Annotated in this window: 22 protein-coding genes; 13 read left to right on the plus strand and 9 right to left on the minus strand. The window is 70.1% G+C overall.

The window, feature by feature from the left end; genetic code table 11:
* Positions 1 to 53 precede the first annotated feature (53 nt).
* Positions 54 to 896 carry an alpha/beta hydrolase gene (locus tag StrepF001_RS28625; RefSeq protein ID WP_129801094.1) on the plus strand — a complete coding sequence of 281 codons (843 nt, stop codon included), beginning with the start codon at positions 54 to 56 and terminating at the stop codon, positions 894 to 896.
* A 74-nt stretch (positions 897 to 970) separates the two neighbouring features.
* Positions 971 to 1,600 (plus strand): methyltransferase domain-containing protein, encoded by a 630-nt coding sequence (locus StrepF001_RS28630; RefSeq protein ID WP_240797715.1) that lies wholly within the window; start codon positions 971 to 973, stop codon positions 1,598 to 1,600.
* Positions 1,601 to 1,638: 38 nt separating this feature from the next.
* Here StrepF001_RS28630 and StrepF001_RS28635 read toward each other — a convergent pair whose 3' ends face one another.
* Both StrepF001_RS28635 and StrepF001_RS28640 read right to left on the minus strand, forming a co-directional pair.
* On the minus strand, positions 1,639 to 2,292 hold the full coding sequence (locus tag StrepF001_RS28635; protein WP_129801096.1) for a response regulator transcription factor: 654 nt from the start codon (positions 2,290 to 2,292) through the stop codon (positions 1,639 to 1,641).
* Complete coding sequence (locus StrepF001_RS28640; protein ID WP_240797716.1) at positions 2,292 to 3,239, minus strand: sensor histidine kinase; 948 nt, start codon at positions 3,237 to 3,239, stop codon at positions 2,292 to 2,294. The genes StrepF001_RS28635 and StrepF001_RS28640 overlap by 1 nt, the downstream gene beginning before the upstream one ends.
* Before the next feature lie 237 nt (positions 3,240 to 3,476).
* Here StrepF001_RS28640 and StrepF001_RS28645 point away from each other — a divergent pair, with 237 nt between their 5' ends.
* Together StrepF001_RS28645 and StrepF001_RS28650 are read left to right on the plus strand one after the other, a co-directional pair.
* Complete coding sequence (locus tag StrepF001_RS28645) at positions 3,477 to 3,962, plus strand: TrkA C-terminal domain-containing protein (protein ID WP_129801098.1); 486 nt, start codon at positions 3,477 to 3,479, stop codon at positions 3,960 to 3,962.
* A gap of 4 nt (positions 3,963 to 3,966) precedes the next feature.
* The gene (locus StrepF001_RS28650) at positions 3,967 to 5,196 is read left to right on the plus strand and encodes a cation:proton antiporter (protein WP_129801099.1); all 1,230 of its coding nucleotides are present in this window, start codon (positions 3,967 to 3,969) and stop codon (positions 5,194 to 5,196) included.
* A 27-nt stretch (positions 5,197 to 5,223) separates the two neighbouring features.
* Here the strand turns inward: StrepF001_RS28650 and StrepF001_RS28655 are convergent, their stop codons facing one another.
* Entirely contained in the window at positions 5,224 to 5,628 is a 405-nt protein-coding gene (locus StrepF001_RS28655; RefSeq protein ID WP_129801100.1) for a MazG nucleotide pyrophosphohydrolase domain-containing protein, read from the minus strand.
* Positions 5,629 to 5,713: 85 nt separating this feature from the next.
* Here StrepF001_RS28655 and StrepF001_RS28660 point away from each other — a divergent pair, with 85 nt between their 5' ends.
* A complete protein-coding gene (locus tag StrepF001_RS28660) occupies positions 5,714 to 6,712 on the plus strand; it encodes a TAXI family TRAP transporter solute-binding subunit (protein WP_129801101.1) in 999 nt (332 codons plus the stop codon).
* Here StrepF001_RS28660 and StrepF001_RS28665 read toward each other — a convergent pair.
* Both StrepF001_RS28665 and StrepF001_RS28670 read right to left on the minus strand, forming a co-directional pair.
* The gene (locus StrepF001_RS28665; protein WP_129801102.1) at positions 6,702 to 8,108 is read right to left on the minus strand and encodes a HAMP domain-containing sensor histidine kinase; all 1,407 of its coding nucleotides are present in this window, start codon (positions 8,106 to 8,108) and stop codon (positions 6,702 to 6,704) included. The genes StrepF001_RS28660 and StrepF001_RS28665 overlap by 11 nt on opposite strands.
* Before the next feature lie 9 nt (positions 8,109 to 8,117).
* Entirely contained in the window at positions 8,118 to 8,804 is a 687-nt protein-coding gene (locus StrepF001_RS28670) for a response regulator transcription factor (protein ID WP_129801103.1), read from the minus strand.
* 288 nt (positions 8,805 to 9,092) lie between these two features.
* On the opposite strand from StrepF001_RS28670, the gene StrepF001_RS28675 reads away from it, so the two are divergent.
* The 8 genes from StrepF001_RS28675 to StrepF001_RS28705 all read left to right on the plus strand — a co-directional run bounded on the left by StrepF001_RS28675 (position 9,093) and on the right by StrepF001_RS28705 (position 15,598).
* On the plus strand, positions 9,093 to 9,869 hold the full coding sequence (locus StrepF001_RS28675) for an amino acid ABC transporter ATP-binding protein (protein WP_129801104.1): 777 nt from the start codon (positions 9,093 to 9,095) through the stop codon (positions 9,867 to 9,869).
* 82 nt (positions 9,870 to 9,951) lie between these two features.
* Entirely contained in the window at positions 9,952 to 10,797 is an 846-nt protein-coding gene (locus StrepF001_RS28680; RefSeq protein ID WP_206306968.1) for a glutamate ABC transporter substrate-binding protein, read from the plus strand.
* Between the two features lie 154 nt (positions 10,798 to 10,951).
* The gene (locus StrepF001_RS28685) at positions 10,952 to 11,629 is read left to right on the plus strand and encodes an amino acid ABC transporter permease (protein ID WP_129801170.1); all 678 of its coding nucleotides are present in this window, start codon (positions 10,952 to 10,954) and stop codon (positions 11,627 to 11,629) included.
* Positions 11,626 to 12,534 (plus strand): amino acid ABC transporter permease, encoded by a 909-nt coding sequence (locus tag StrepF001_RS28690; RefSeq protein ID WP_129801106.1) that lies wholly within the window; start codon positions 11,626 to 11,628, stop codon positions 12,532 to 12,534. Before StrepF001_RS28685 ends, StrepF001_RS28690 begins: the two co-directional genes overlap by 4 nt.
* Before the next feature lie 177 nt (positions 12,535 to 12,711).
* A complete protein-coding gene (locus tag StrepF001_RS28695; RefSeq protein WP_129801107.1) occupies positions 12,712 to 14,364 on the plus strand; it encodes an FAD-dependent monooxygenase in 1,653 nt (550 codons plus the stop codon).
* Between the two features lie 90 nt (positions 14,365 to 14,454).
* Positions 14,455 to 14,526, plus strand: a complete 72-nt coding sequence (locus StrepF001_RS50145; protein ID WP_315882177.1) for a putative leader peptide — start codon at positions 14,455 to 14,457, stop codon at positions 14,524 to 14,526.
* A gap of 77 nt (positions 14,527 to 14,603) precedes the next feature.
* Positions 14,604 to 15,143, plus strand: coding sequence for a cysteine dioxygenase (locus StrepF001_RS28700; protein ID WP_129801108.1), 540 nt, complete (start codon positions 14,604 to 14,606; stop codon positions 15,141 to 15,143).
* 53 nt (positions 15,144 to 15,196) lie between these two features.
* Positions 15,197 to 15,598, plus strand: coding sequence for a rhodanese-like domain-containing protein (locus tag StrepF001_RS28705; protein WP_129801109.1), 402 nt, complete (start codon positions 15,197 to 15,199; stop codon positions 15,596 to 15,598).
* A gap of 204 nt (positions 15,599 to 15,802) precedes the next feature.
* On the opposite strand, the gene recX is transcribed toward StrepF001_RS28705, so the two are convergent.
* From recX to StrepF001_RS28725, 4 genes are all read right to left on the minus strand, one after another.
* Entirely contained in the window at positions 15,803 to 16,591 is a 789-nt protein-coding gene (gene recX, locus StrepF001_RS28710; protein WP_129801110.1) for a recombination regulator RecX, read from the minus strand.
* A 4-nt stretch (positions 16,592 to 16,595) separates the two neighbouring features.
* On the minus strand, positions 16,596 to 17,723 hold the full coding sequence (gene recA / locus StrepF001_RS28715; protein WP_129801111.1) for a recombinase RecA: 1,128 nt from the start codon (positions 17,721 to 17,723) through the stop codon (positions 16,596 to 16,598).
* A gap of 338 nt (positions 17,724 to 18,061) precedes the next feature.
* Positions 18,062 to 19,312 carry an AI-2E family transporter gene (locus StrepF001_RS28720; protein WP_129801112.1) on the minus strand — a complete coding sequence of 417 codons (1,251 nt, stop codon included), beginning with the start codon at positions 19,310 to 19,312 and terminating at the stop codon, positions 18,062 to 18,064.
* A gap of 60 nt (positions 19,313 to 19,372) precedes the next feature.
* The gene (locus StrepF001_RS28725) at positions 19,373 to 19,567 is read right to left on the minus strand and encodes a DUF3046 domain-containing protein (protein ID WP_129801113.1); all 195 of its coding nucleotides are present in this window, start codon (positions 19,565 to 19,567) and stop codon (positions 19,373 to 19,375) included.
* Positions 19,568 to 19,607 lie beyond the last annotated feature (40 nt).

Genomic DNA, 19,607 nt, shown 5'->3' on the forward strand with positions numbered 1-19,607 from the left:
CACTGTCACCTCAGCCTGAGCCCGTGCCGCCCTTCCCGAGTGAGGACCCCTCCATGTCGACAGTCAATGACCTCGAGCAGATCGTGCGCATCAACGCGGGCGACCGCACCCCCGTCGTGTTCGTCCACGGTCTGTGGCTGCTGCCCAGCAGTTGGGACCGCTGGTCGGCGGTCTTCGAAGAGGCCGGATACGCGCCCCTGACCCCCGGCTGGCCCAACGACCCCGACACCGTGGCCGAGGCCAACGCGCACCCCGAGGTCTTCGCGGGCAAGAGCGTCGGTCAGGTCGCCGACCACTTCGCGGACCTCATCGGAAAGTTGGAGCGCACGCCCGTCGTCATCGGCCATTCCTTCGGCGGCCTCATCACCCAGATGATCGCCGGCCGCGGGCTGTCGGCGGCGTCCGTCGCCATCGACCCTGCGCCCTTTCGCGGTGTGCTGCCGTTGCCGATCTCGTCGCTGCGCGCCGCGAGCGCCGTCCTGGGCAACCCGGCGAACTACCACCGCGCGGTACCGCTCACCTACGACCAGTTCCGTTACTCCTTCGCCAACGCGGTGAGCGAGGAGGAGGCCAAGGAGCTGTACGAGCGGTTCGCCGTACCCGCGCCGGGCGAGCCGCTGTTCCAGGCGGCCGCCGCCAACATCAACCCGTGGACCGAGGTGAAGGTCGACACCCTCGCACCCGAACGCGGCCCTCTCCTGATCATTTCCGGCGAGAAGGACCACACCGTGCCGTGGGCCATCGCGAACGCCTCGTACAAGAAGCAGGCCCGCAACGAGCACGCGGTGACCGAGATCACCGAAATGCCGGGCCGCGGCCATGCTCTCACCATCGACAACGGCTGGCGTGAGGTCGCCGAGACCGCACTCGCCTTCGTCAAACGCTTCACCGACTGACCGGGGCGGGGCGCCTAGCCTGGTGGTGTGGTGACCCGCCCGTGAACTCCGTCCCCAGGGAGCCCGAGGACCTCGTGCGAGCCCTCAGAGCCGCCGGGATCAGGGACGAGCGGCTGCTCGAGGCCGTGCGAACGACGCCCCGGGCGGGATTCGTCCCGCCCGGTCAGGTGGCCGCCGCCTACCAGGATGTACCCGTGGCAATCGGGCAGGGACAGGTCACCACGCAGCCGTCGCTGTCCGCCATGATGATCGAGAGCCTTGCTCTGGGCGGGGGCGAACACGTCCTCGAGGTCGGTACCGGTCTGGGCTTCCAGACCGCGCTGCTCGCCCGGCTGGCCGCTGACGTGGTCAGCATCGAGATGCGGCCCGACATCGCCACGCAGGGCCGTGTGAATCTCGCCCGCCAGGGCGTACGGAACGTGGAACTGCGGGTCGGTGACGGCAGCGGCGGCGTGCCGGACCGTGCTCCGTACGATGCGGTCCTCGTGTCGGCTGCGTTCCCGGAGGTGCCCGCGCCGCTGGTCGCGCAGGTGCGGCCGGGCGGCCGCCTGGTCCAGCCGATCGGGCCGGGCGGACACGAGCAGGTGGTGTGCTTCGAACGCACCACGTCGGGGCTGGAGCAGTTGCGGGTACTGAGCGCGGCCTGCTTCGTCCGGCTGCTGGGGCGGTACGGCTTCCCGCCGGACGATGCGGCACTGCCGTGAGTGCCGGTAAGGACGGCGTCCCGGGCGATTTCAAGCGGTCACGGCTCGACGAGCCCGGAGCGGATCGCGTAGCGGGTGAGTTCCAGACGGTCGCGCATGCCGAGTTTGTGCAGGAGATTGGCGCGGTGGCGTTCGACCGTCTTCACACTGATGAAGAGCAGTTCGCCGATCTCCTTGGATGAGTGGCCCTCGGCGACGAGCTTGAGGATCTCCTCCTCGCGCTCGGTGATGGCCCGCGCCGGCAGGCCGTCTCCGCGGTGCAGGCGGTCCAGGTAGGAGCGGACGAGGGCGCGCTCGGCGCCGGGGTAGATGAACGGTTCGTCGCGCATCGCCGCCCGGCAGGCGTCGACGAGGTCGCGGTCGGCGACGGACTTCAGGACGTAGCCGCAGGCCCCGGCCCGCAGGGCCTCGAAGAAGTACTGCTCGTTGTCGTACATCGTGAGGATCAGGATCCGTAGGGCGGGCAGTCGCTGTGAGAGTTCCCGGGCCGCCTGCAGACCGGTCATGCGGGGCATCGCGACGTCCAGGACGGCCAGGTCCACCTCGCCCGCGCGCGCGAGCGCAACTGCCTCGGCGCCGTCGCCCGCCTCGGCGACGACCGTCAGATCCGGTTCGCCGTCCAGGATGAGGCGCACCCCACGGCGTACGAGCGTGTGGTCGTCGGCGAGCAGGACCCGGATCGGGGACGACATCAGCGACTCCCTGCCGTGAGCGGTATCCGCAGACGTACGTCGGTGCCCTGCTCGGGCGCCGGTTCGAGGGTGAGCACCGCGCCGACCAGCAGCGCACGCTCACGCATCCCGCCGATTCCGGCTCCTTCCGGCCTCGCACCGAGACCGTTGCCGTTGTCGCGTACGAGGAGCTCGACACCGTCCGCGACCGGCTCGAGCCGGAGTTCGGCGCGGTCGGCACCCGAGTGCCGGGCGGTGTTGGTGAGGCCTTCCTGGGCAACCCGGTAGACCACCAGTTCGGTCTCCTGGGGAAGCGGAGGGAGATCGCCGTGGACGTCGTGGCGCACGGTCAGTCCGTGCGCGGTGAACTCGGTCGCGAGCGCGCGCAGGGCGCTGGCCAGGCCGAGTTCCTCGAGGACACCGGGGCGCAGGCGGCGGGCGATACGCCGGATCTCGTCGAGACCGGCGCGGGTGGCCTCCTGCGCGTGGCCCACTTCGTCCCGCAGCTCGTCGGGGGCCCGGTCCGCGAGCCGCTTGAGCTGGAGGAGCACGGCGGTCAGGGTCTGGCCGACCTCGTCGTGGAGCTCACGGGCGATGCGATGGCGTTCGCTCTCCTGGGCGGACAGCGCGCGGGCGGCGCTGGTGGCGCGTTCGGTCTCGAGTCGGTCGAGCATCGTGTTGTACGTCGTGATGAGCGTCGCCGCCTCCGCGGGGCCGGCAACCTCGGCCCGAGTGCCCGGCCGTAGCAGGTCCGCCGTGGCCATGGCGCGGCCCAGGGCTGCCAGCGGGGCCAGCCCGACCCGCAGCACGACCGCGTTGACCGCCAGCAGCGCGGCGAGCCCGCCGACGACGACCAGCGCCTCGCCCGGCAGCACCGGGGTCGATACGGTGACCGGGCCGAGCAGCAGGGCGGCGGCCACGATCAGGCCGGTGGCGTTCAGGGAGAAGATCCGCCAGAACAGCGACACGCCTCTGGTGACTCCTCTCCCGGTCATGACGTTCGGCAACACAACGCCGGCCGACCGCTCCCCCGCCTCAGTCGACGGCACAGTCCTGACCAGCCTCTCCGTTCCTCGCCGGCCGCGTCCATCCGTGCTGACACCCATGTCACCACCGTACGGGCGGATGACAGCATGGCGGCTCGGCGCAGTGTTCCGGGGCCGGGAAGCCCCGGAGCGCAGGAACGATCGACAAGGGGAAGAAACGTGTCTGCTCCACGCCTGAGGGCGACGCCGCTGCCGGGGATCGGGGTCCAGTACGACCTGGTGACCCGGGAACACCGCCACCTGTCCGTGGTGGCCCACCGCGACGGCACCCGGACGGTGAACGTCTACCGGACCGACGACCCGGACTCCTGCGCCCAGTCGTTGCGGCTCACCGGCGCCGAGGCCGGCGCGCTGATCGACGTGCTGCAGCCGTCCCACCACAGCAGCAGCCTGCTCTCCCCGACGGACCTGGGGCTGGTGGCCGAGCGCATCGAGGTGGGCGCGACCTCCCACTGGAACGGGCGAGTCCTGGGCGACACCCGGATGCGGACCGAGACCGGCGCGTCCGTCGTGGCCGTGCTGCGGCGGGCCGAGGCGATCCCGTCCCCGACGCCGGCCTTCCGGCTCGCGGGCGGAGACACCCTGATCGTCATCGGCACCCGCGAGGGCGTCGACGCCGCCGCCGCGATACTCGGGCGGGAGTGAACCGGTGCACTCCGCGATCCTGCTGATCGAGTTCGGTTCCCTTCTGCTCGGCCTCGGTCTGCTCGGCCGGCTGGCCGCCCGGCTGGGCTTCTCCGCCATCCCGCTCTACCTTCTGGCCGGGCTGGCCTTCGGCGAGGGTGGTCTGCTGCCACTCGGCGCGAGCGAGGGGTTCATCGCCACCGGTGCCGAGATCGGCGTCATCCTGCTGCTGTTGATGCTCGGCCTCGAATACACGGCCAGCGATCTCGTCACCAACCTCAAGGTCCACTACCCGGCGGGGCTGGTCGACTTCGCGCTCAACGCCCTGCCGGGTGCCGTGGTCGCGCTGCTGCTGGGCTGGGGTCCGGTGGCCGCCGTTGTGCTGGCGGGTGTCACCTGGATCTCGTCGTCCGGGGTCATCGCCAAGGTGCTCGGCGAGCTGGGCCGGATCGGCAACCGCGAGACACCGGTGATCCTCAGCGTCCTTGTCCTGGAGGACCTGGCGATGGCCGTGTACCTGCCCATCGTCACCGCGGTGGTGGCCGGGGCCGGGCTGGCGGCCGGCAGCGTGACGCTGGCGATCGCGCTGGGTGTGGCGGGACTCGTCCTGTTCGCGGCCGTGCGCTACGGCCGGGTGATCTCGCGGTTCGTCTCCAGCGACGATCCGGAGAAGCTGCTGCTCGTCGTGCTGGGTCTGACGATCCTCGTCGCGGGTCTCGCCCAGCAGCTGCAGGTGTCCGCGGCGGTGGGCGCGTTCCTGGTGGGCATCGCGCTGTCCGGGGAGGTCGCGGAGGGCGCCCACACGCTGCTGAGTCCGTTGCGGGACCTGTTCGCCGCGGTCTTCTTCGTCTTCTTCGGGCTGCACACCGACCCGGCGAGCATCCCGCCCGTCCTGCTGCCCGCCCTGGGGCTGGCCGCCGTCACGGCCCTCACGAAGATCGCCACCGGCTACTGGGCCGCCCGGCGGACCGGGATCTCCGTCAAGGGCCGCTGGCGCACGGGCGGCGCGCTGGTGGCCCGCGGCGAATTCTCGATCGTCATCGCCGGGTTGGCGGTCACCGCCGGCATCGAACCGTCGCTGGGTCCCCTGGCCACGGCGTACGTCCTCATCCTGGTGATCCTCGGTCCGATCACCGCGCGGTACACCGAGCCGCTCGCCATGCGATGGAGCCACCGCTTCCGGGGCGGCAAGGACATGCCGAGGCCGGTACGGCCGCCGGAGGATGCCAGGGCGGAGGCACCGGTGGGGGACTGAGGGTGGGTACTGAGCCGCCCCGCCCGCTCACGCGCCGCCGGGCTCCCACCCCTGGCGGCGCAGAACCCCCGTCACGTCCGGCGCCTCGTAGTGCTCCCCCTTGAGGACCTTGCCGTCGGCGCGGCGGGCGACCTGGCCGTCGGGGCCCAGCTTGGTCATGTTGGAACGGTGGATCTCGGCTATGACCTGGTCCAGGTCGATGCCGTGCACGAGCGCCGTGCCGTACGCCACGTAGACGACGTCCGCCAGTTCGTGCGCGAGCCGGTCGAGCGGTCCGGTCACCGACACCTCGGCGACCTCCGCGGCCTCCTCCGCCAGCAGTTCACCGCGGTGCGCTGCCTGCGCCTGCGGGATCTGCGTCGGGGCGGTGCGGACGTCGAGGCCGAAGGCGAGGTGGAATTCACGGACCAGGTCGGCGGGCGAGGAGCTCATACGCCGACTCTAACGGCCGCCTGTGACAACCCCGTGTGATTCCGGCCCTGGTCAGCACGGCGTACGGGCTGGCAGGATCGCGCGCATGTCCAAGGTGTTGTCCCGTATCGGCAGACGCCGGGCCCTGCAGGGCGCGGCCGCCGGCTTCGTCGCCCTCGGGCTGCTGCTGTGGTGGCTGCTGCCGCTGGGCGAGGAGCCGCCGAGCGGGACGATCACCTTCAGCACCGGCACACCGCGCGGGGTCTACCAGCGGTACGGCACCCTGCTGCGCACCGAGCTCGCCAAGGACATGCCGAACCTCGAGGTGCAGCTGATGACCAGCGACGGTTCGCAGGAGAACGTCGCGCGCGTGGCGACCGGCGAGGTCGACTTCACGATCGCCGCGGCGGACGCGGTGGAGACGTACGAGCTCAACAACGAGCCCGGCGCCGACCGGCTGCGCGGGGTCGCCCGCCTGTACGACGACTATGTGCATCTCGTCGTCCCGCGCGGCTCGGACATCCAGTCCGTCGCCGACCTGCGCGGCCGGCGGGTCGCCATAGGGCCTCCCCGCTCAGGTGTGCGGCTGATCGCGACCCGGGTGCTCAAGACGGCGGGCATCGACGCGCAGCAGGACATCACGCCGCTGTCCGACGGCATCGACACCGGGCCGAACCGGCTGGAGCGGGACGAGATCGACGCGTTCTTCTGGTCCGGTGGACTGCCGACGGACGGTCTGAAGCAGCTCGCGGACACGTTCGACTTCCGGTTCGTCCCGATCGATGCCGACTTCGTGTCCGAGCTGCACCGCCAGGGCCGGGCCACCCACTACTACCGCTCCACCAACATGCCGGAGTCGGCCTACGGCACCGCCCAGAACGGGGCCACCGTGCCGACGATGGCGGTGTCCAACGTGCTGATCACCCGCAAGGACATGGATCCCGAGCTCACCGAGTGGCTGACCCGCACGGTGATCAAGAGCCGTGATCGCATCGGCGCCCACGTCCACTCCGCCCAGCTGGTCGACCTGCGCACGGCGATCTACACCGACCCGCTGCCGCTGCACGAGGGTGCCCGGCGCTACTACCGCTCGGTCAAGCCGTAGGTCCGGTCCTCGGCAGGGTCACCGTCACCTTCAGCCCGTGCGGCTCATGACGGCCGTACGCGATGGAGCCGCCGGCCGCCGCGAGCAGGGCGCGTGTGATGGACAGGCCGAGGCCGGAGCCCTTGACGTTCTGGTGGCGACTGCTGCGCCAGAAGCGGTCGCCGACGCGGGTGAGTTCCTCGTCGGTCAGGCCGGGTCCGCCGTCGGCGACCACGATCGTCGAGGTGTCGCCGTTGGAGGCGACGGTGACCTCGACGCGCTCGTCCTTCGGCGTGAACTTCACCGCGTTGTCGATCACCGCGTCCAGCGCGCTGGACAACGTCACCGGGTCCGCCCAGGCGGTCGTGGGCGGGCAGTCCCCGACCAGCCGGACGCCCCTGGCCTCGGCGGTCGGCGCCCACGCGGCGACGCGCTCGGCGGTCAGCGCGCCGATGTCCGTGAGGCTCAGGTCGGCCTCGGCGTGCTCGGCCAGCGCCAGGTCGAGCAGGTCGTCCAGGACCTGTGCCAGGCGCTTGCCCTCGGTCTGGACCGAGGCGATCTCCTCGTTGCCCTCGGGGAGTTCGAGGGCGAGCAGTTCGATGCGCAGCAGCAGTGCGGACAGCGGGTTGCGCAGTTGGTGCGAGGCGTCGGCGACGAAGGCGCGCTGCTGCTCCAGCACGGCCTCGACGTTGTCCGCCATTTCGTTGAACGATCGGGCGAGCCTGCGGAGTTCCGGCGGTCCGCCGGCCGCCGCGACCCGGGACTTCAGGCGTCCCGTGGCGATGTCGTGCGTCGTGGCGTCCAGGACCCGGACGGGTCTGAGCACCCAGCCGGTCAGCCGCAGGGCGGCGCCGACGGCCAGCAGCATCGCGGCCGTCTCGCCCGCGATGATGACCAGCCAGCCGGACAGGATCCGTGAACGCATCTGGCCCGTGGGCGAGTCGGTGACCACGACCGCGACCACGTCGCCGTCCCGGATGACCGGCGACGCGACGACGAGCCGGTGCCGCTGCCACGGCCACACCTGCTCGGGGTCGTCACTGCGCCGACTGAGCAGCGCCTCGTCGAATGCGTTGCGCACCTCGCCCTCTCGGGGGAGGTACCAGTCCGCCGGTGCATGAGCCATGGCGGCGTCATTGGCGTAGAAGACACCGACACGAATGCCGTAGACCTTGTAGTAGCTGTCGAGTTCGCGACTCAGCGTCTCCAGGCGCTCGTCCGGGTCCGTGCGGCGGGATCCACTGGGAGGAGCGGTGACGAACTGGGCGAGGGCCGCGAAGAACGCCGTGTCGTCGATCCGGTCGACGACCACCTTCTGCTGCTGGGCCGCCGCCACGCTGACGGCGAGCGGAATGCCCAGCGCCAGCAGTACGGCCGCCATCAGGACGATGAGCAGCGGCAGGAGACGTGTGTGCACCCTGCCCCGCTACCCGGCCGGGGCGACGAGCCGGTAGCCGACGCCGCGTACGGTCTCGATCAGCGCCGGCATGCGCAGCTTGGCGCGCAGCGAGGCGACGTGCACCTCCAGGGTGCGTCCGGTTCCCTCCCAGCTGGTACGCCACACCTCGCTGATGATCTGTTCCCGGCGGAAGACCACCCCGGGGCGCTGGGCGAGCAGGGCGAGCAGATCGAACTCCTTGCGGGTCAGTTGGACAACCGAACCATCCACGCTGACCTGTCGGGTGGGCAGTTCGATGCGCACAGGGCCCAGGTGCAGGGCGCCCTCGCTGCTGCCCGTGGCCTCTTCGGGGACGCTGCGCCGGCTGACGGCGTGGATCCGGGCGAGCAGCTCCCCCGTGTCGTACGGCTTCACCACGTAGTCGTCGGCGCCCAGGTTGAGGCCGTGGATGCGGGAGCGGACGTCGGAGCGCGCGGTGACCATGATCACCGGGGTGCTGGTGCGTTTGCGGATCTTGCTGCACACCTCGTATCCGTCCTGGTCGGGCAGGCCGAGGTCGAGCAGCACGACACCGAATCCGGGGCCTTCCGGGACGAGCGCCTGGAGGGCCTCCTCCCCACTGCGCGCGTGCGTGACGTCGAAACCGTGCCGCGCCAGGACCGCGGACAGGGCGGCGGCGACATGGTTGTCGTCCTCGACGAGGAGCAGTCTCATCCCGGCCTCCTCCGGTTCATCGGCAGTACGGTCCGTCTGGGTAGAAATCGCGTGCACGCGCGCGTGCACCAAGGCAGTGACGCTGATGGGTAAGGACGGCGTCAAGAGGATTCGGGTTGCGGAGGGCTTCCGTTACCCGGCCGATACGAGCTCCACCCACAAGTGCTACGACATGTGTCCGGCTGCTACCGGATCGTGATACTCAAATTCGCCTCAGATGTAATGACGCAGGTCGCGTAGGGTAGCTACTGTCCTCCGAAACCACGAGGAGGACGGAGCCTGAGAGCGATGACCGAAGTATCGGTGGCCAAGGAAGATGTGGCCGCGACCGGCGAGCTCGTGGTCCTGAAGAATGTCAACAAGCACTTCGGCGCGTTGCACGTACTCCAGGACATCGATCTGACGATCGCCCGCGGCGAGGTCGTCGTGGTCATCGGGCCCTCCGGGTCCGGGAAGTCCACTCTGTGCCGCACCATCAACCGCCTGGAGACGATCGACTCGGGCGCGATCACCATCGACGGCAAGCCGCTGCCCGCGGAGGGCAAGGAGCTGGCCCGGCTGCGTGCCGACGTCGGGATGGTGTTCCAGTCGTTCAACCTCTTCGCGCACAAGACCGTGCTCGAGAACGTGATGCTCGGCCAGATCAAGGTCCGCAGGGCGGACAAGAAGAAGGCCGAGGAGAAGGCGCGCGCCCTGCTCGACCGGGTCGGCGTGGCCTCGCAGGCGGACAAGTACCCCGCCCAGCTCTCCGGAGGCCAGCAGCAGCGTGTCGCGATCGCGCGCGCCCTGGCCATGGACCCGAAGGTCATGCTCTTCGACGAGCCGACCTCGGCCCTCGACCCGGAGATGATCAACGAGGTCCTCGAGGTCATGCAGCAGCTCGCCCGCGACGGCATGACCATGATCGTCGTCACCCACGAGATGGGCTTCGCCCGGTCGGCTGCGAACCGTGTGGTGTTCATGGCAGACGGCCGCATCGTCGAAGAGGCTGTGCCGGATCAGTTCTTCAGCAACCCGCGCAGCGACCGCGCCAAGGACTTCCTGTCGAAGATCCTGCACCACTGACCGCGCTCGTCGCGTCCGCGACCAGCTGCGTCACCCGCACCGGACGGCCCGCGTCCACTTCACCACGCAAAGGATGTTCACCATGAAGCTCCGCAAGGCCACCGCCGCGGCGGCCGCCGCGCTTGTCCTGTCCCTGACCGCGACCGCTTGTGGCGGCGACGACGGGGACGGCGACTCGGGCTCCGGCTCGGGTGGCGGCGACAAGATCAAGATCGGTATCAAGTACGACCAGCCGGGTCTCGGCCTGAAGGAGCCCGACGGTTCGTTCTCCGGCTTCGACGTGGACGTGGCCACCTACGTCGCCAAGGAGCTCGGCTACGAGGCCGACCGGATCGAATGGGTCGAGACCAAGAGCGCCGACCGCGAGAACGCGCTGGCCCGCGGCGACGTGAAGTTCATCGCGGCCACCTACTCGATCACCGACGAGCGCAAGGCCAAGGTCGACTTCGCCGGGCCGTACCTGCTGGCCCACCAGGACCTGCTCGTCAGGGCGGACTCGGACATCGCCGAGGGCACCGACCTCAACGGCAAGAAGCTGTGCTCGGTGACCGGCTCGACTTCGGCGCAGAACGTCAAGGACGAGATTGCCCCCGACGCCCAGCTGAAGCAGAACGGCACGTACTCGGAGTGCATCGCGGGTCTGCAGAGCGGCGCCGTGGACGCGGTGACCACCGACGACTCGATCCTCGCGGGCTTCGCGGCGCAGGAGCAGTACAAGGGCCAGTTCAAGCTTGCGGGCCTGAAGCTCAGCAACGAAAACTACGGCGTCGGCGTCAAGAAGGGCGACACCGAGACCGTCAACAAGATCAACGACGCGCTGGAGAAGATGGTCAGCGACGGCTCCTGGGAGACCGCGGTCAAGGAGAACTTCGGCCCGGCCAACTACAAGAACGAGCAGGCCCCGAAGATCGGGCAGATCGTTCAGTAACCCCCTGATGGTCCAGTGAGCGGGCATCCGCGCGTCATGCGGATGCCCGCAGGTAACGCGGAATTTCACCGGCGCACCGCCGCCCTCGCCGTGCTCGCAGCGGCGGTGCGCCGTGTCCGCCACGTACGTCACACACCCGGAAGCGCGGGAGATCGTGTTCGACTTTCTTTCAGACTATGACGACCCGAGCCTGCTGGGCGCCTTCTGGGTGACGGTGCAGCTCACCGTCTTCTCGGCCATCGGCTCCCTGGTCTGGGGCACCCTGCTGGCGGCCATGCGGGTCAGCCCCGTCCCGCTCATGCGCGGGTTCGGCACCGCCTATGTGAACATCGTCCGGAACATCCCCCTGACGGTCATCATCGTCTTCACCTCGCTCGGCCTCGCCGACATCTTCGGGGTGACGATGGGCGCGCCCGACGACTTCGAACTCCAGGGCTTCCGCCTCGCGGTGCTCGGCCTCGTCGCCTACACCGCGGCCTTCGTCTGTGAGGCGCTGCGCTCCGGCATCAACACCGTGCCGGTCGGACAGGCCGAGGCGGCCCGCGCCCTCGGGCTGAGCTTCACCCAGGTTCTCTCGCTCGTCGTGCTGCCGCAGGCGTTCCGCTCGGTCATCGGCCCGCTGGCCAACGTACTGATCGCACTGACCAAGAACACAACCGTGGCGGCCGCGATCGGTGTGGGGGAGGCGGCCCTCCTGATGAAGGAAATGATCGAGAACGAGGCTCAAACGGTCCTCATCGGCGCGATCTTCGCCTTCGGTTTCGTGGTACTGACCCTGCCCACCGGCCTGTTCCTCGGTTGGCTGAGCAAGCGACTGGCGGTGAAGCGGTGACCTCCGTTCTCTACGACGCCCCCGGCCCCCGGGCCAAGCGGCGCAACCTGATTCTCTCGGTGGTCTTCTTCGCCCTGCTCGCCCTGCTGCTGTGGTGGGTCTGGCAGACAATGGACGACAAGGGCCAGCTCAAGTGGGCGCTGTGGAAGCCGTTCACCGAGTCAGAGGCCTGGACGACGTATCTGCTGCCCGGCCTCAGCAACACTCTGAAGGCCGCGGCGCTCGCCATGGTCATCGCCCTCCCGCTGGGCGCGATCTTCGGCATCGCCCGCATGTCCGACCACCGGTGGGTGCGGATCCCGGCCGGTGCGGTGGTCGAGTTCTTCCGGGCGATCCCGGTGCTGCTGCTGATGCTGTTCGCCAACGAGTTCTACGCCCGCTCCACGGACATCAGCACCGAAGACCGTCCGCTGTACGCGGTCGTCACGGGCCTGGTGCTCTACAACGCCTCGGTCCTCGCCGAGATCGTCCGCGCCGGCATCCTTGCCCTGCCCAGTGGCCAGACGGAGGCCGCCAAGGCGATCGGTCTGCGCAAGGGCCAGACGATGACCAGCATCCTGCTGCCGCAGGCCGTCACCGCGATGCTGCCGGCCATCGTCAGCCAGCTGGTCGTCATCGTGAAGGACACCGCGCTCGGCGGCGTGCTGCTCAACTTCACCGAGCTGCTGAACTCGCGCGGCACGCTCGCGGCCAACTACGCCAACGTCATCCCGAGCTTCATCGTGGTGGCGGTCATCTACATCATCCTCAACTTCATCCTGACCAGCTTCGCGAGCTGGCTCGAGGGCAGGCTGCGGCGCAGCAAGCGGAGCACGGGTGCGGTGCTCGGCGCCGAGGACGTGGACGACCTCAACGCCGCCGAGGTCGGCGGTGCGCCCGGGGCCGGTGCGGTCGGCAAGGCTTGATGGTCGGTCAATAACCGTCGGTGACACGAGGGGCAGTGGCATGATCGCCACTGCCCCTCGTCACTTGACGCAAGCACTGGCAATGGGTTGCATACGTTCTGTGATCGTGCACCCTGCTCCAACCTCCTGTTCACACACGTCCGTCCAGGCACCACTGGGAACGGGGAGCGGCGCGCCGTGGACCCGGTGATCATCGTCGGAGCGGGGCCCGTCGGGCTCACGCTCGCCCTGGCGCTCGCGCGTCAGGAAGTGCCGTCCGTCGTCCTGGACGAGGGACCGGGCAAGGACGAACCGCGGCTCGCGCGGACGGTCGTGCTGCGCGAGGACACCGCCGCCCTCATGGAACGGCTGACCGGGGTGCCGCTCGACGAGGTCGGGATGCGCTGGGCCGGATGGCGGTCGATGCGGCGCAAGCAGGTGATGCGCGAGGTCACGTTCGGCGACGCGGGAAAGGAGGGCCCAGACGGTGCGGAGGCCGCAAAGGCCGCGCCTCCCGTCAAGTTCGCCCCCCTCCACATCGCCCAGCACGTCCTGACCAACGCCCTGCGTGCCGCCCTCGCCCGCGAACGGCTCGTCAAGGTCGCCGTGGACAGCCGCCTCGACACCATCGAGCAGGAGCCCTCCGGCGTCAGCGCGCACACCCGAGGTCCCAAGGGCACGTGGTGGCGCGGCAGTTATCTGGTCGGCTGCGACGGTCCCCGCTCGACCGTACGCAAGCTCCAGGACATCCGCTTCCCCGGCCGCACCGCGGTGGAGCGGTACGCCGTCGCCGCGCTGCGGGCGGAACTTCCGTGGCCCGGTCGGGCGTTGCTCCACCGGATGCCGCCGTGGCGGACGTCGGGACCTTCGGGCGGGGAGATCACCGGACGACCGCTGCCCGACGGCGTCTGGCGGCTGGACTGGCTGCTGCCACCCGGCAAGGACCTGGTCACGCCCGAGCTGCTGGTGGCCCGCATCCGGGAGACCCTCGCGGGCTGGACCGACGGCTCCACACCGTCGTACGAACTCCTGGACACCGGAGTCCACACGGTCCACCACCGGCTGGCCCGCCGCTGGCGGGTCGGCCGGGTGTTCATCGCCGGGGACGCCGCCCACCTGCTGGGCGCGCTGGGCACACACGGTCTGGACGAGGGGCTCCGGGACGCCGACAACCTCGCCTGGAAGCTGGCACTGGCCTGGCACCACGGGCCGCACGAGGCGCTGCTGGACAGCTACCAGACCGAGCGCCGCGCGGTGGTCGCCGCCCGGCTGCGCAACGCCGACCAGGTCCTCCCGCTTCTCCGCGGCAGCGGGAGCCTGCGTTCGTACGTCCCCGGCACCGCCCGCGGCCATGACGCGCTGCTCACCGACGGACACCTGGGGCGCGGTCCGCTGGGCGCCCCCGGCACCTACGCCGATTCCCCGCTCATCCCCCGCTACCTCGAGGACCAGGCACCCGTCCACACGGCCCCCGGAGCACCCATCACGGACGTACGGGTCACCGCCGAGGACGGTTCCTTCGTACGGCTGCGCGACCGGCTCGGCCGCGGCGCGCTGCTCGTCGTACTGATCGCCCCCGGCACCGGGGTCTGGGAGCGCAAGCACTGGGTGACCGCGGGGATCATGCCCCGGCTCGCGGCCGCGGTCACCGCGCTGCCGCACCCCGCCGAGCTGCTCGTCGCCGAGAGCTATCCGGGCGCCGCCGCCCACACCGTGCTCCTGGTCCGGCCCGACGGGCACCTCGTCACGGCCCTGAACGGAGTACGCCCGGCCGACCTGTACGCGGCGGCCGAGGCGACGCTCGGCGGGCCGGCGAAGGCGCCGGAAGAGGCCACGGCGGGGTCGCGCTGAGCGCCCCCGGCCTTCCCTGGTCCACATAGTGACGGTGAGTTGACCGGTCCCCACCGGCATGGTGTACTCCGCATCGTGACCGACACCTGTGTGCACCTGTGGCGGAAGGTCCATGTGGACCTCGTCCGCTACGCGGGCTGCATGTGTACCCGGTCCTGCTGAATTCGCATCCCTCTTCACCCGCGCGCCATCGAAGTGCAGCAGCGCGCTCCCCGCGAACGCTCATCAGGACGGTGTACGTGTCTGTCTCTCCCTCTTTCTCCAGTGCCGCCGGTGCTGTTTCTGCCGCCCCCACGCAGGCGGACCTCCTCGACTTCGTACGCCGTACGGCGGCCGACGCCGAGCTGATCGCCTCGCTTCCGCTCGACCCCGAGGGCCGCACCTGGGTGCGCCTGGAGGGGCCCGGCGGCAGCGAGGCCTGGCTGATCGGCTGGCCGCCGGGCACGGGCACCGGCTGGCACGACCACGCCGACTCGGTGGGCGCCTTCCTCACCGCCCGCGGCGAGCTGCGCGAGAACTCGCTCGCCGCCCGGCTGCCCACCGACGGCTGGAAGACCCTCGAACTCACGGACGACGTCGACCGGGAGCGCCTGCTGCCGGCCGGCCGGGGGCGCTCCTTCGGTCGCCACCATGTCCACGAGGTGCTCAACGAGTCCCTCGACCGGCACGCGGTCTCCGTGCACGCCTACTACCCGCCCCTGCCACGCATCCGCCGCTACAGCCGTACGGGGCATGTGCTGCGACTTGAGCAGGTCGAGCGCCCGGAGGACTGGCAGTGAGCGGGGTGGGCGAACGAGGAGGGCTTCGTCATCGACGGGTCGGAGCGCCGGCGATGAGCGGTGAGCGCGAACCGGCGGTCGGCATCGACGGGTTGCTGGAGCGGGTGCGGGAGGGGTACGAGCGGATCGAACCGCAGGACGCCTACGACGCTGCCCGCGCAGGCGAGGCGCTCCTCGTGGACATCCGGTACGCGGCCCTGCGGGAGCGGGACGGGCAGATCCCCGGCGCCCTCGTCGTGGAGCGCAACGAACTGGAGTGGCGACTCGACCCCCATGGCAGCCACCGCCTCCCCGAGGCCACGAGCCACGACCTGCGTGTCGTCGTGATCTGCAACGAGGGCTACGCGTCGAGTCTGGCGGCCGATTCCCTGCACCGGCTGGGGCTGCACCGGGCGACCGACCTGGTGGGTGGGTTCCAGGCGTGGCGGGCGGCGGGGCTTCCGGTGACGCCGTAGACAGGGCGGGGCGTGGGCACCACGGCTCGGCGAGAGTGGGTGAGGCAGGGCCCTTGGACGCGATCGGCGCCCCGCGCGTCTACCGTGCCACAGGGCCCCGCCCCGCCCCCCTTGCACAGCTGCTCCCGCACCGAGGCTGTGGGCTGTGCAACCGTGGTTCGCAGTTCCGGGGATTCTGGATGTCACCGGCGCGCGGCACATGCGTCAGCCCCCCTCCTCACCGAGGAACTCCGTGTCCTCGCCCTCCTCCTCCAGCGCCTGCCGGACCACCCGCAGGGCCATGCCCTCGGGGTAGCCCTTGCGGGCGAGCATGCTCGCAAGGCGGCGGAGCCGTCTGTCGCGGTCGAGGCCGCGGGTGGAGCGCAGCTTGCGGGCAACCAGCTCACGCGCAGTCGACTCTTCCTGCTCGGAGTCGAGTTGGGCGACGGCTTCGTCGATCAGCGTGGGGTCGACCCCCTTGGTCCGCAGCTCCTGGGCGAGCGCCCGGCGGGCCAGCCCCCGGCCGTGATGCCGGGACTCCACCCAGGCGTCCGCGAACGCGCTGTCGTTGATCAGCCCGACCTCTTCGAACCGTGACAGCACCTCCTCGGCAACCTCGTCCGGGATCTCCCGCTTGCGCAGGGCGTCCGCAAGTTGCTTCCGCGTCCGCGGGGTCCCGGTGAGCAGGCGCAGACAGATCGCCCGCGCCCGCTCAGCCGGGTCCCCTGAGGACTCCCCCTTCTCGGCCCTCGACGAGGAGAAGGCGTCCCCGTCCTCGGCGGACGGCTCTCCGAAGCCACGCCGACGGCGTCCACGTCGTGAACTGCCCTCGCCGTGTCCTGTGCGGTCGCCGCGAAGCCGACCGCTGCCGCTCACGCCCTCAGCGGGGTGCGAGCCTCCCTCCGACTCATCGTCACTGTGCCCGGCAAAGCCTCCGTCGCCCGCGCTCGCCGGCTCCGGTCTGTGTGGGGGGCCGGAGTAGGCGTGCTCCGGCCAGTCGGTTCGCCGTGTCACGGGGTCAGCTCTTGGCGGCCGCGGCCTTGGTCTTGGCCGTCTTCGCCGCCGCCGGTGCCGGTGCCGCCTTGGCCGCGTCGTCCGCCGGGGTGGCAACCGCGGCGTCCGCGCCCGGTTCGGCGGCGGGCTCCTCGGGCCGTACGCCGACGCCCAGCTTCTCCTTGATCTTCTTCTCGATCTCGTTGGCCAGGTCGGGGTTGTCCTTGAGGAAGTTGCGGGCGTTCTCCTTGCCCTGGCCGAGCTGGTCGCCCTCGTACGTGTACCAGGCGCCGGCCTTGCGGACGAAGCCGTTCTCCACGCCCATGTCGATCAGGCCGCCCTCGCGGCTGATGCCCTGGCCGTAGAGGATGTCGAACTCGGCCTGCTTGAAGGGCGGTGCGACCTTGTTCTTGACGACCTTGACGCGGGTCCGGTTGCCGACCGCGTCCGTGCCGTCCTTCAGCGTCTCGATACGGCGGATGTCGAGTCGCACCGAGGCGTAGAACTTCAGCGCCCGGCCACCGGTCGTGGTCTCCGGGGAGCCGAACATCACACCGATCTTCTCGCGGAGCTGGTTGATGAAGATCGCGGTGGTCTTGGACTGGTTGAGCGCGCTGGTGATCTTCCGCAGGGCCTGGCTCATCAGACGGGCCTGCAGACCCACGTGGCTGTCGCCCATCTCGCCCTCGATCTCGGCGCGCGGGACGAGCGCGGCGACGGAGTCGATGACGATGAGGTCGAGCGCGCCGGAGCGGACCAGCATGTCCACGATCTCCAGCGCCTGCTCGCCGTTGTCCGGCTGGGACAGGATCAGGTTGTCGATGTCGACGCCGAGCTTCTTCGCGTACTCGGGGTCGAGGGCGTGCTCCGCGTCCACGAAGGCGACCTGGCCGCCGGCCTTCTGGGCGTTCGCCACCGCGTGCAGGGTCAGGGTCGTCTTACCGGAGGACTCCGGTCCGTAGACCTCCACGACACGGCCGCGGGGCAGGCCGCCCACGCCGAGGGCCACGTCGAGAGCGGTCGACCCGGTCGGGATGACCTCGATGGGCTCCTTCGACCGCTCGCCCATGCGCATGACTGCGCCCTTGCCGAATTGTCGTTCAATCTGTGCGAGCGCGGCGTCGAGGGCCTTCTCGCGGTCGGTGCCTGCCATGGGTTCCACCCGGTTTGCTTGAGTCGATCGCTTCACGTCAAAGACGCTAACGCCTGCCACTGACAATGCGCCCCGACGTGGGTCCGGCCTGTGGATAACTCGGGCACTTCCCCCTCAAATCCCTGCGGAAATCCCCGTCCAGAGCCTCGCCGGAGCCTCCATGAGAATGGATGTTCGATTTTTGTGTCAAGCGCACCACGCGGTGCTTACGAGACTACGTCGGCGCACCGACACGGCCCCTGGCTCCGGCGCCGACAGCCCGCTCCCGCCCTGCTGCCCCGGGCGGTCAGCTACTACGTGGCCGCCCTCATCGGGGCCGCGGTGCGGGCCGTCCTCACCTACTGACGCTCCGCCGTCGAGCTCCGCCCCGTCTCCCGCAGCCGCTCCCGCAGGCGTCGCGCGCGCGTGAGCGCCCCGGGCTGCCCCGGCTCCCGTCTGTGGTTCCCGTCCACGCGCGGGTCGTCCGTGACGTCGTACCGCCTCACATACGCCCCGAGGAACGCCTGGAGCGTGGCGACCGCCGGGATGGCGATCAGCGCGCCGACCGCGCCGAGGAGAGCGGTGCCCGCGATGACCGAGCCGAAGGCGACCGCGGGGTGGATGTCGACGGTCTTGGCGGTCAGCTTGGGCTGCAGCATGTAGTTCTCGAACTGCTGGTAGATCAAGACGAAGACCAGCACCCACAGCGCGTACCAGGGGTCGACCGTGAAGGCGATCAGCATGGGCAGGGCACCCGCGAGATACGTGCCGATGGTGGGGATGAACTGCGACACGAGCCCCACCCAGACAGCCAGCACGGGCGCGTAGGGCACGCCCAGGCTCTCCAGCAGGATGTAGTGCGCGATCCCCGAGATGAGTGCCATCAGGCCGCGCGAGTAGATATAGCCACCGGTCTTGTTGACGGCGATCTCCCAGGCCCGCAGGACCTCGGCCTGCCGCGCGGGCGGCAGTACGGAGCAGATCGCACGGCGCAGTCTCGGTCCGTCGGCGGCGAAGTAGAACGCGAACAGGGTGATCGTCAGCAGCTGGAAGAGGCCCCCGAGGACCTGCGTGGACACGTCCAGGACTCCGGTGGCGCTGTTCTGCACGTAGTTGCGCAGCCAGTCGGAGCGGAGCAGGCCCTCCTGGACGTCCACCCGCTTCAGGTCGGTGTTGAAGTGCGCGTTGATCCAGTTGATGACGGAGTCGAGGTAGCCCGGGAATCCCTCGACCATCGTGATGATCTGGCCGGCGAGCATGGAGCCGAGCAGCGTGACGAAGCCCGCGGACACGATGATCACGGCGAGGAAGACGATGCCGGTGGCGGCCCCTCGGCGCATGCCGCGCGAGGCCATCCAGCTCACCGCGGGTTCTATCGCGAGGGCCATGAAGAACGCGATCAGGATGTTGATCAGCAGGCCGGTGAGCTGGTGAAAGGCCCAGCTGCCCAGCTGGAACACGGCGATGAGCGCGAGCGCCAGCACCATGGCACGTGGCAGCCAACGCGGCATGCGTGCGCCCGACGCGCGGCCGCGGGGCCGGGCGGGCGTCGCGGTGCCGGAGGGGGATGCTTGCTGGGCTGCCTGCCCGGTCTCATCTATGGGTGCCACGGTGCAAGTCTCGCCCACACCGGTGACAATCGGGTGCGGTCCTGCGATCTTCGTGACCGGTCAGCGCTTTTCCTGTGGCACGTTCATGACCGAGCAGACCACTCGCCACACGTTCTTGGCCTCCCAGCCGGCGTCGAGCGCCTGGTGCACGGTGCGCCCGCCGAGCTCCGACATCACGTGATCGCGCGCGAAGGTCTCGGCGTAGCCCGTACCGAAGTGCTCCGCCATCCGCTCCCAGAAGACCGTCAACCTCATGACACCAGTATCCCGCCCCTGAGGGTGGGCCCGAGCCGGG

Origin of the sequence: Streptomyces sp. F001, assembly GCF_004187715.1 — a bacterium.
Lineage (GTDB): Bacteria > Actinomycetota > Actinomycetes > Streptomycetales > Streptomycetaceae > Streptomyces > Streptomyces flavusporus.

Bases quoted from the DNA above. Each gene is read 5' to 3' on its own strand.
- StrepF001_RS28625 (WP_129801094.1), top strand. From the start codon at position 54: ATGTCGACAGTCAATGACCTCGAGCAGATCGTGCGCATCAACGCGGGC.
- StrepF001_RS28635 (WP_129801096.1), bottom strand. From the start codon at position 2,292: ATGTCGTCCCCGATCCGGGTCCTGCTCGCCGACGACCACACGCTCGTA.
- StrepF001_RS28655 (WP_129801100.1), bottom strand. From the start codon at position 5,628: ATGAGCTCCTCGCCCGCCGACCTGGTCCGTGAATTCCACCTCGCCTTC.
- StrepF001_RS28660 (WP_129801101.1), top strand. From the start codon at position 5,714: ATGTCCAAGGTGTTGTCCCGTATCGGCAGACGCCGGGCCCTGCAGGGC.
- StrepF001_RS28670 (WP_129801103.1), bottom strand. From the start codon at position 8,804: ATGAGACTGCTCCTCGTCGAGGACGACAACCATGTCGCCGCCGCCCTG.
- StrepF001_RS28675 (WP_129801104.1), top strand. From the start codon at position 9,093: ATGACCGAAGTATCGGTGGCCAAGGAAGATGTGGCCGCGACCGGCGAG.
- StrepF001_RS28680 (WP_206306968.1), top strand. From the start codon at position 9,952: ATGAAGCTCCGCAAGGCCACCGCCGCGGCGGCCGCCGCGCTTGTCCTG.
- StrepF001_RS28705 (WP_129801109.1), top strand. From the start codon at position 15,197: ATGAGCGGTGAGCGCGAACCGGCGGTCGGCATCGACGGGTTGCTGGAG.
- recA (WP_129801111.1), bottom strand. From the start codon at position 17,723: ATGGCAGGCACCGACCGCGAGAAGGCCCTCGACGCCGCGCTCGCACAG.
- StrepF001_RS28725 (WP_129801113.1), bottom strand. From the start codon at position 19,567: ATGAGGTTGACGGTCTTCTGGGAGCGGATGGCGGAGCACTTCGGTACG.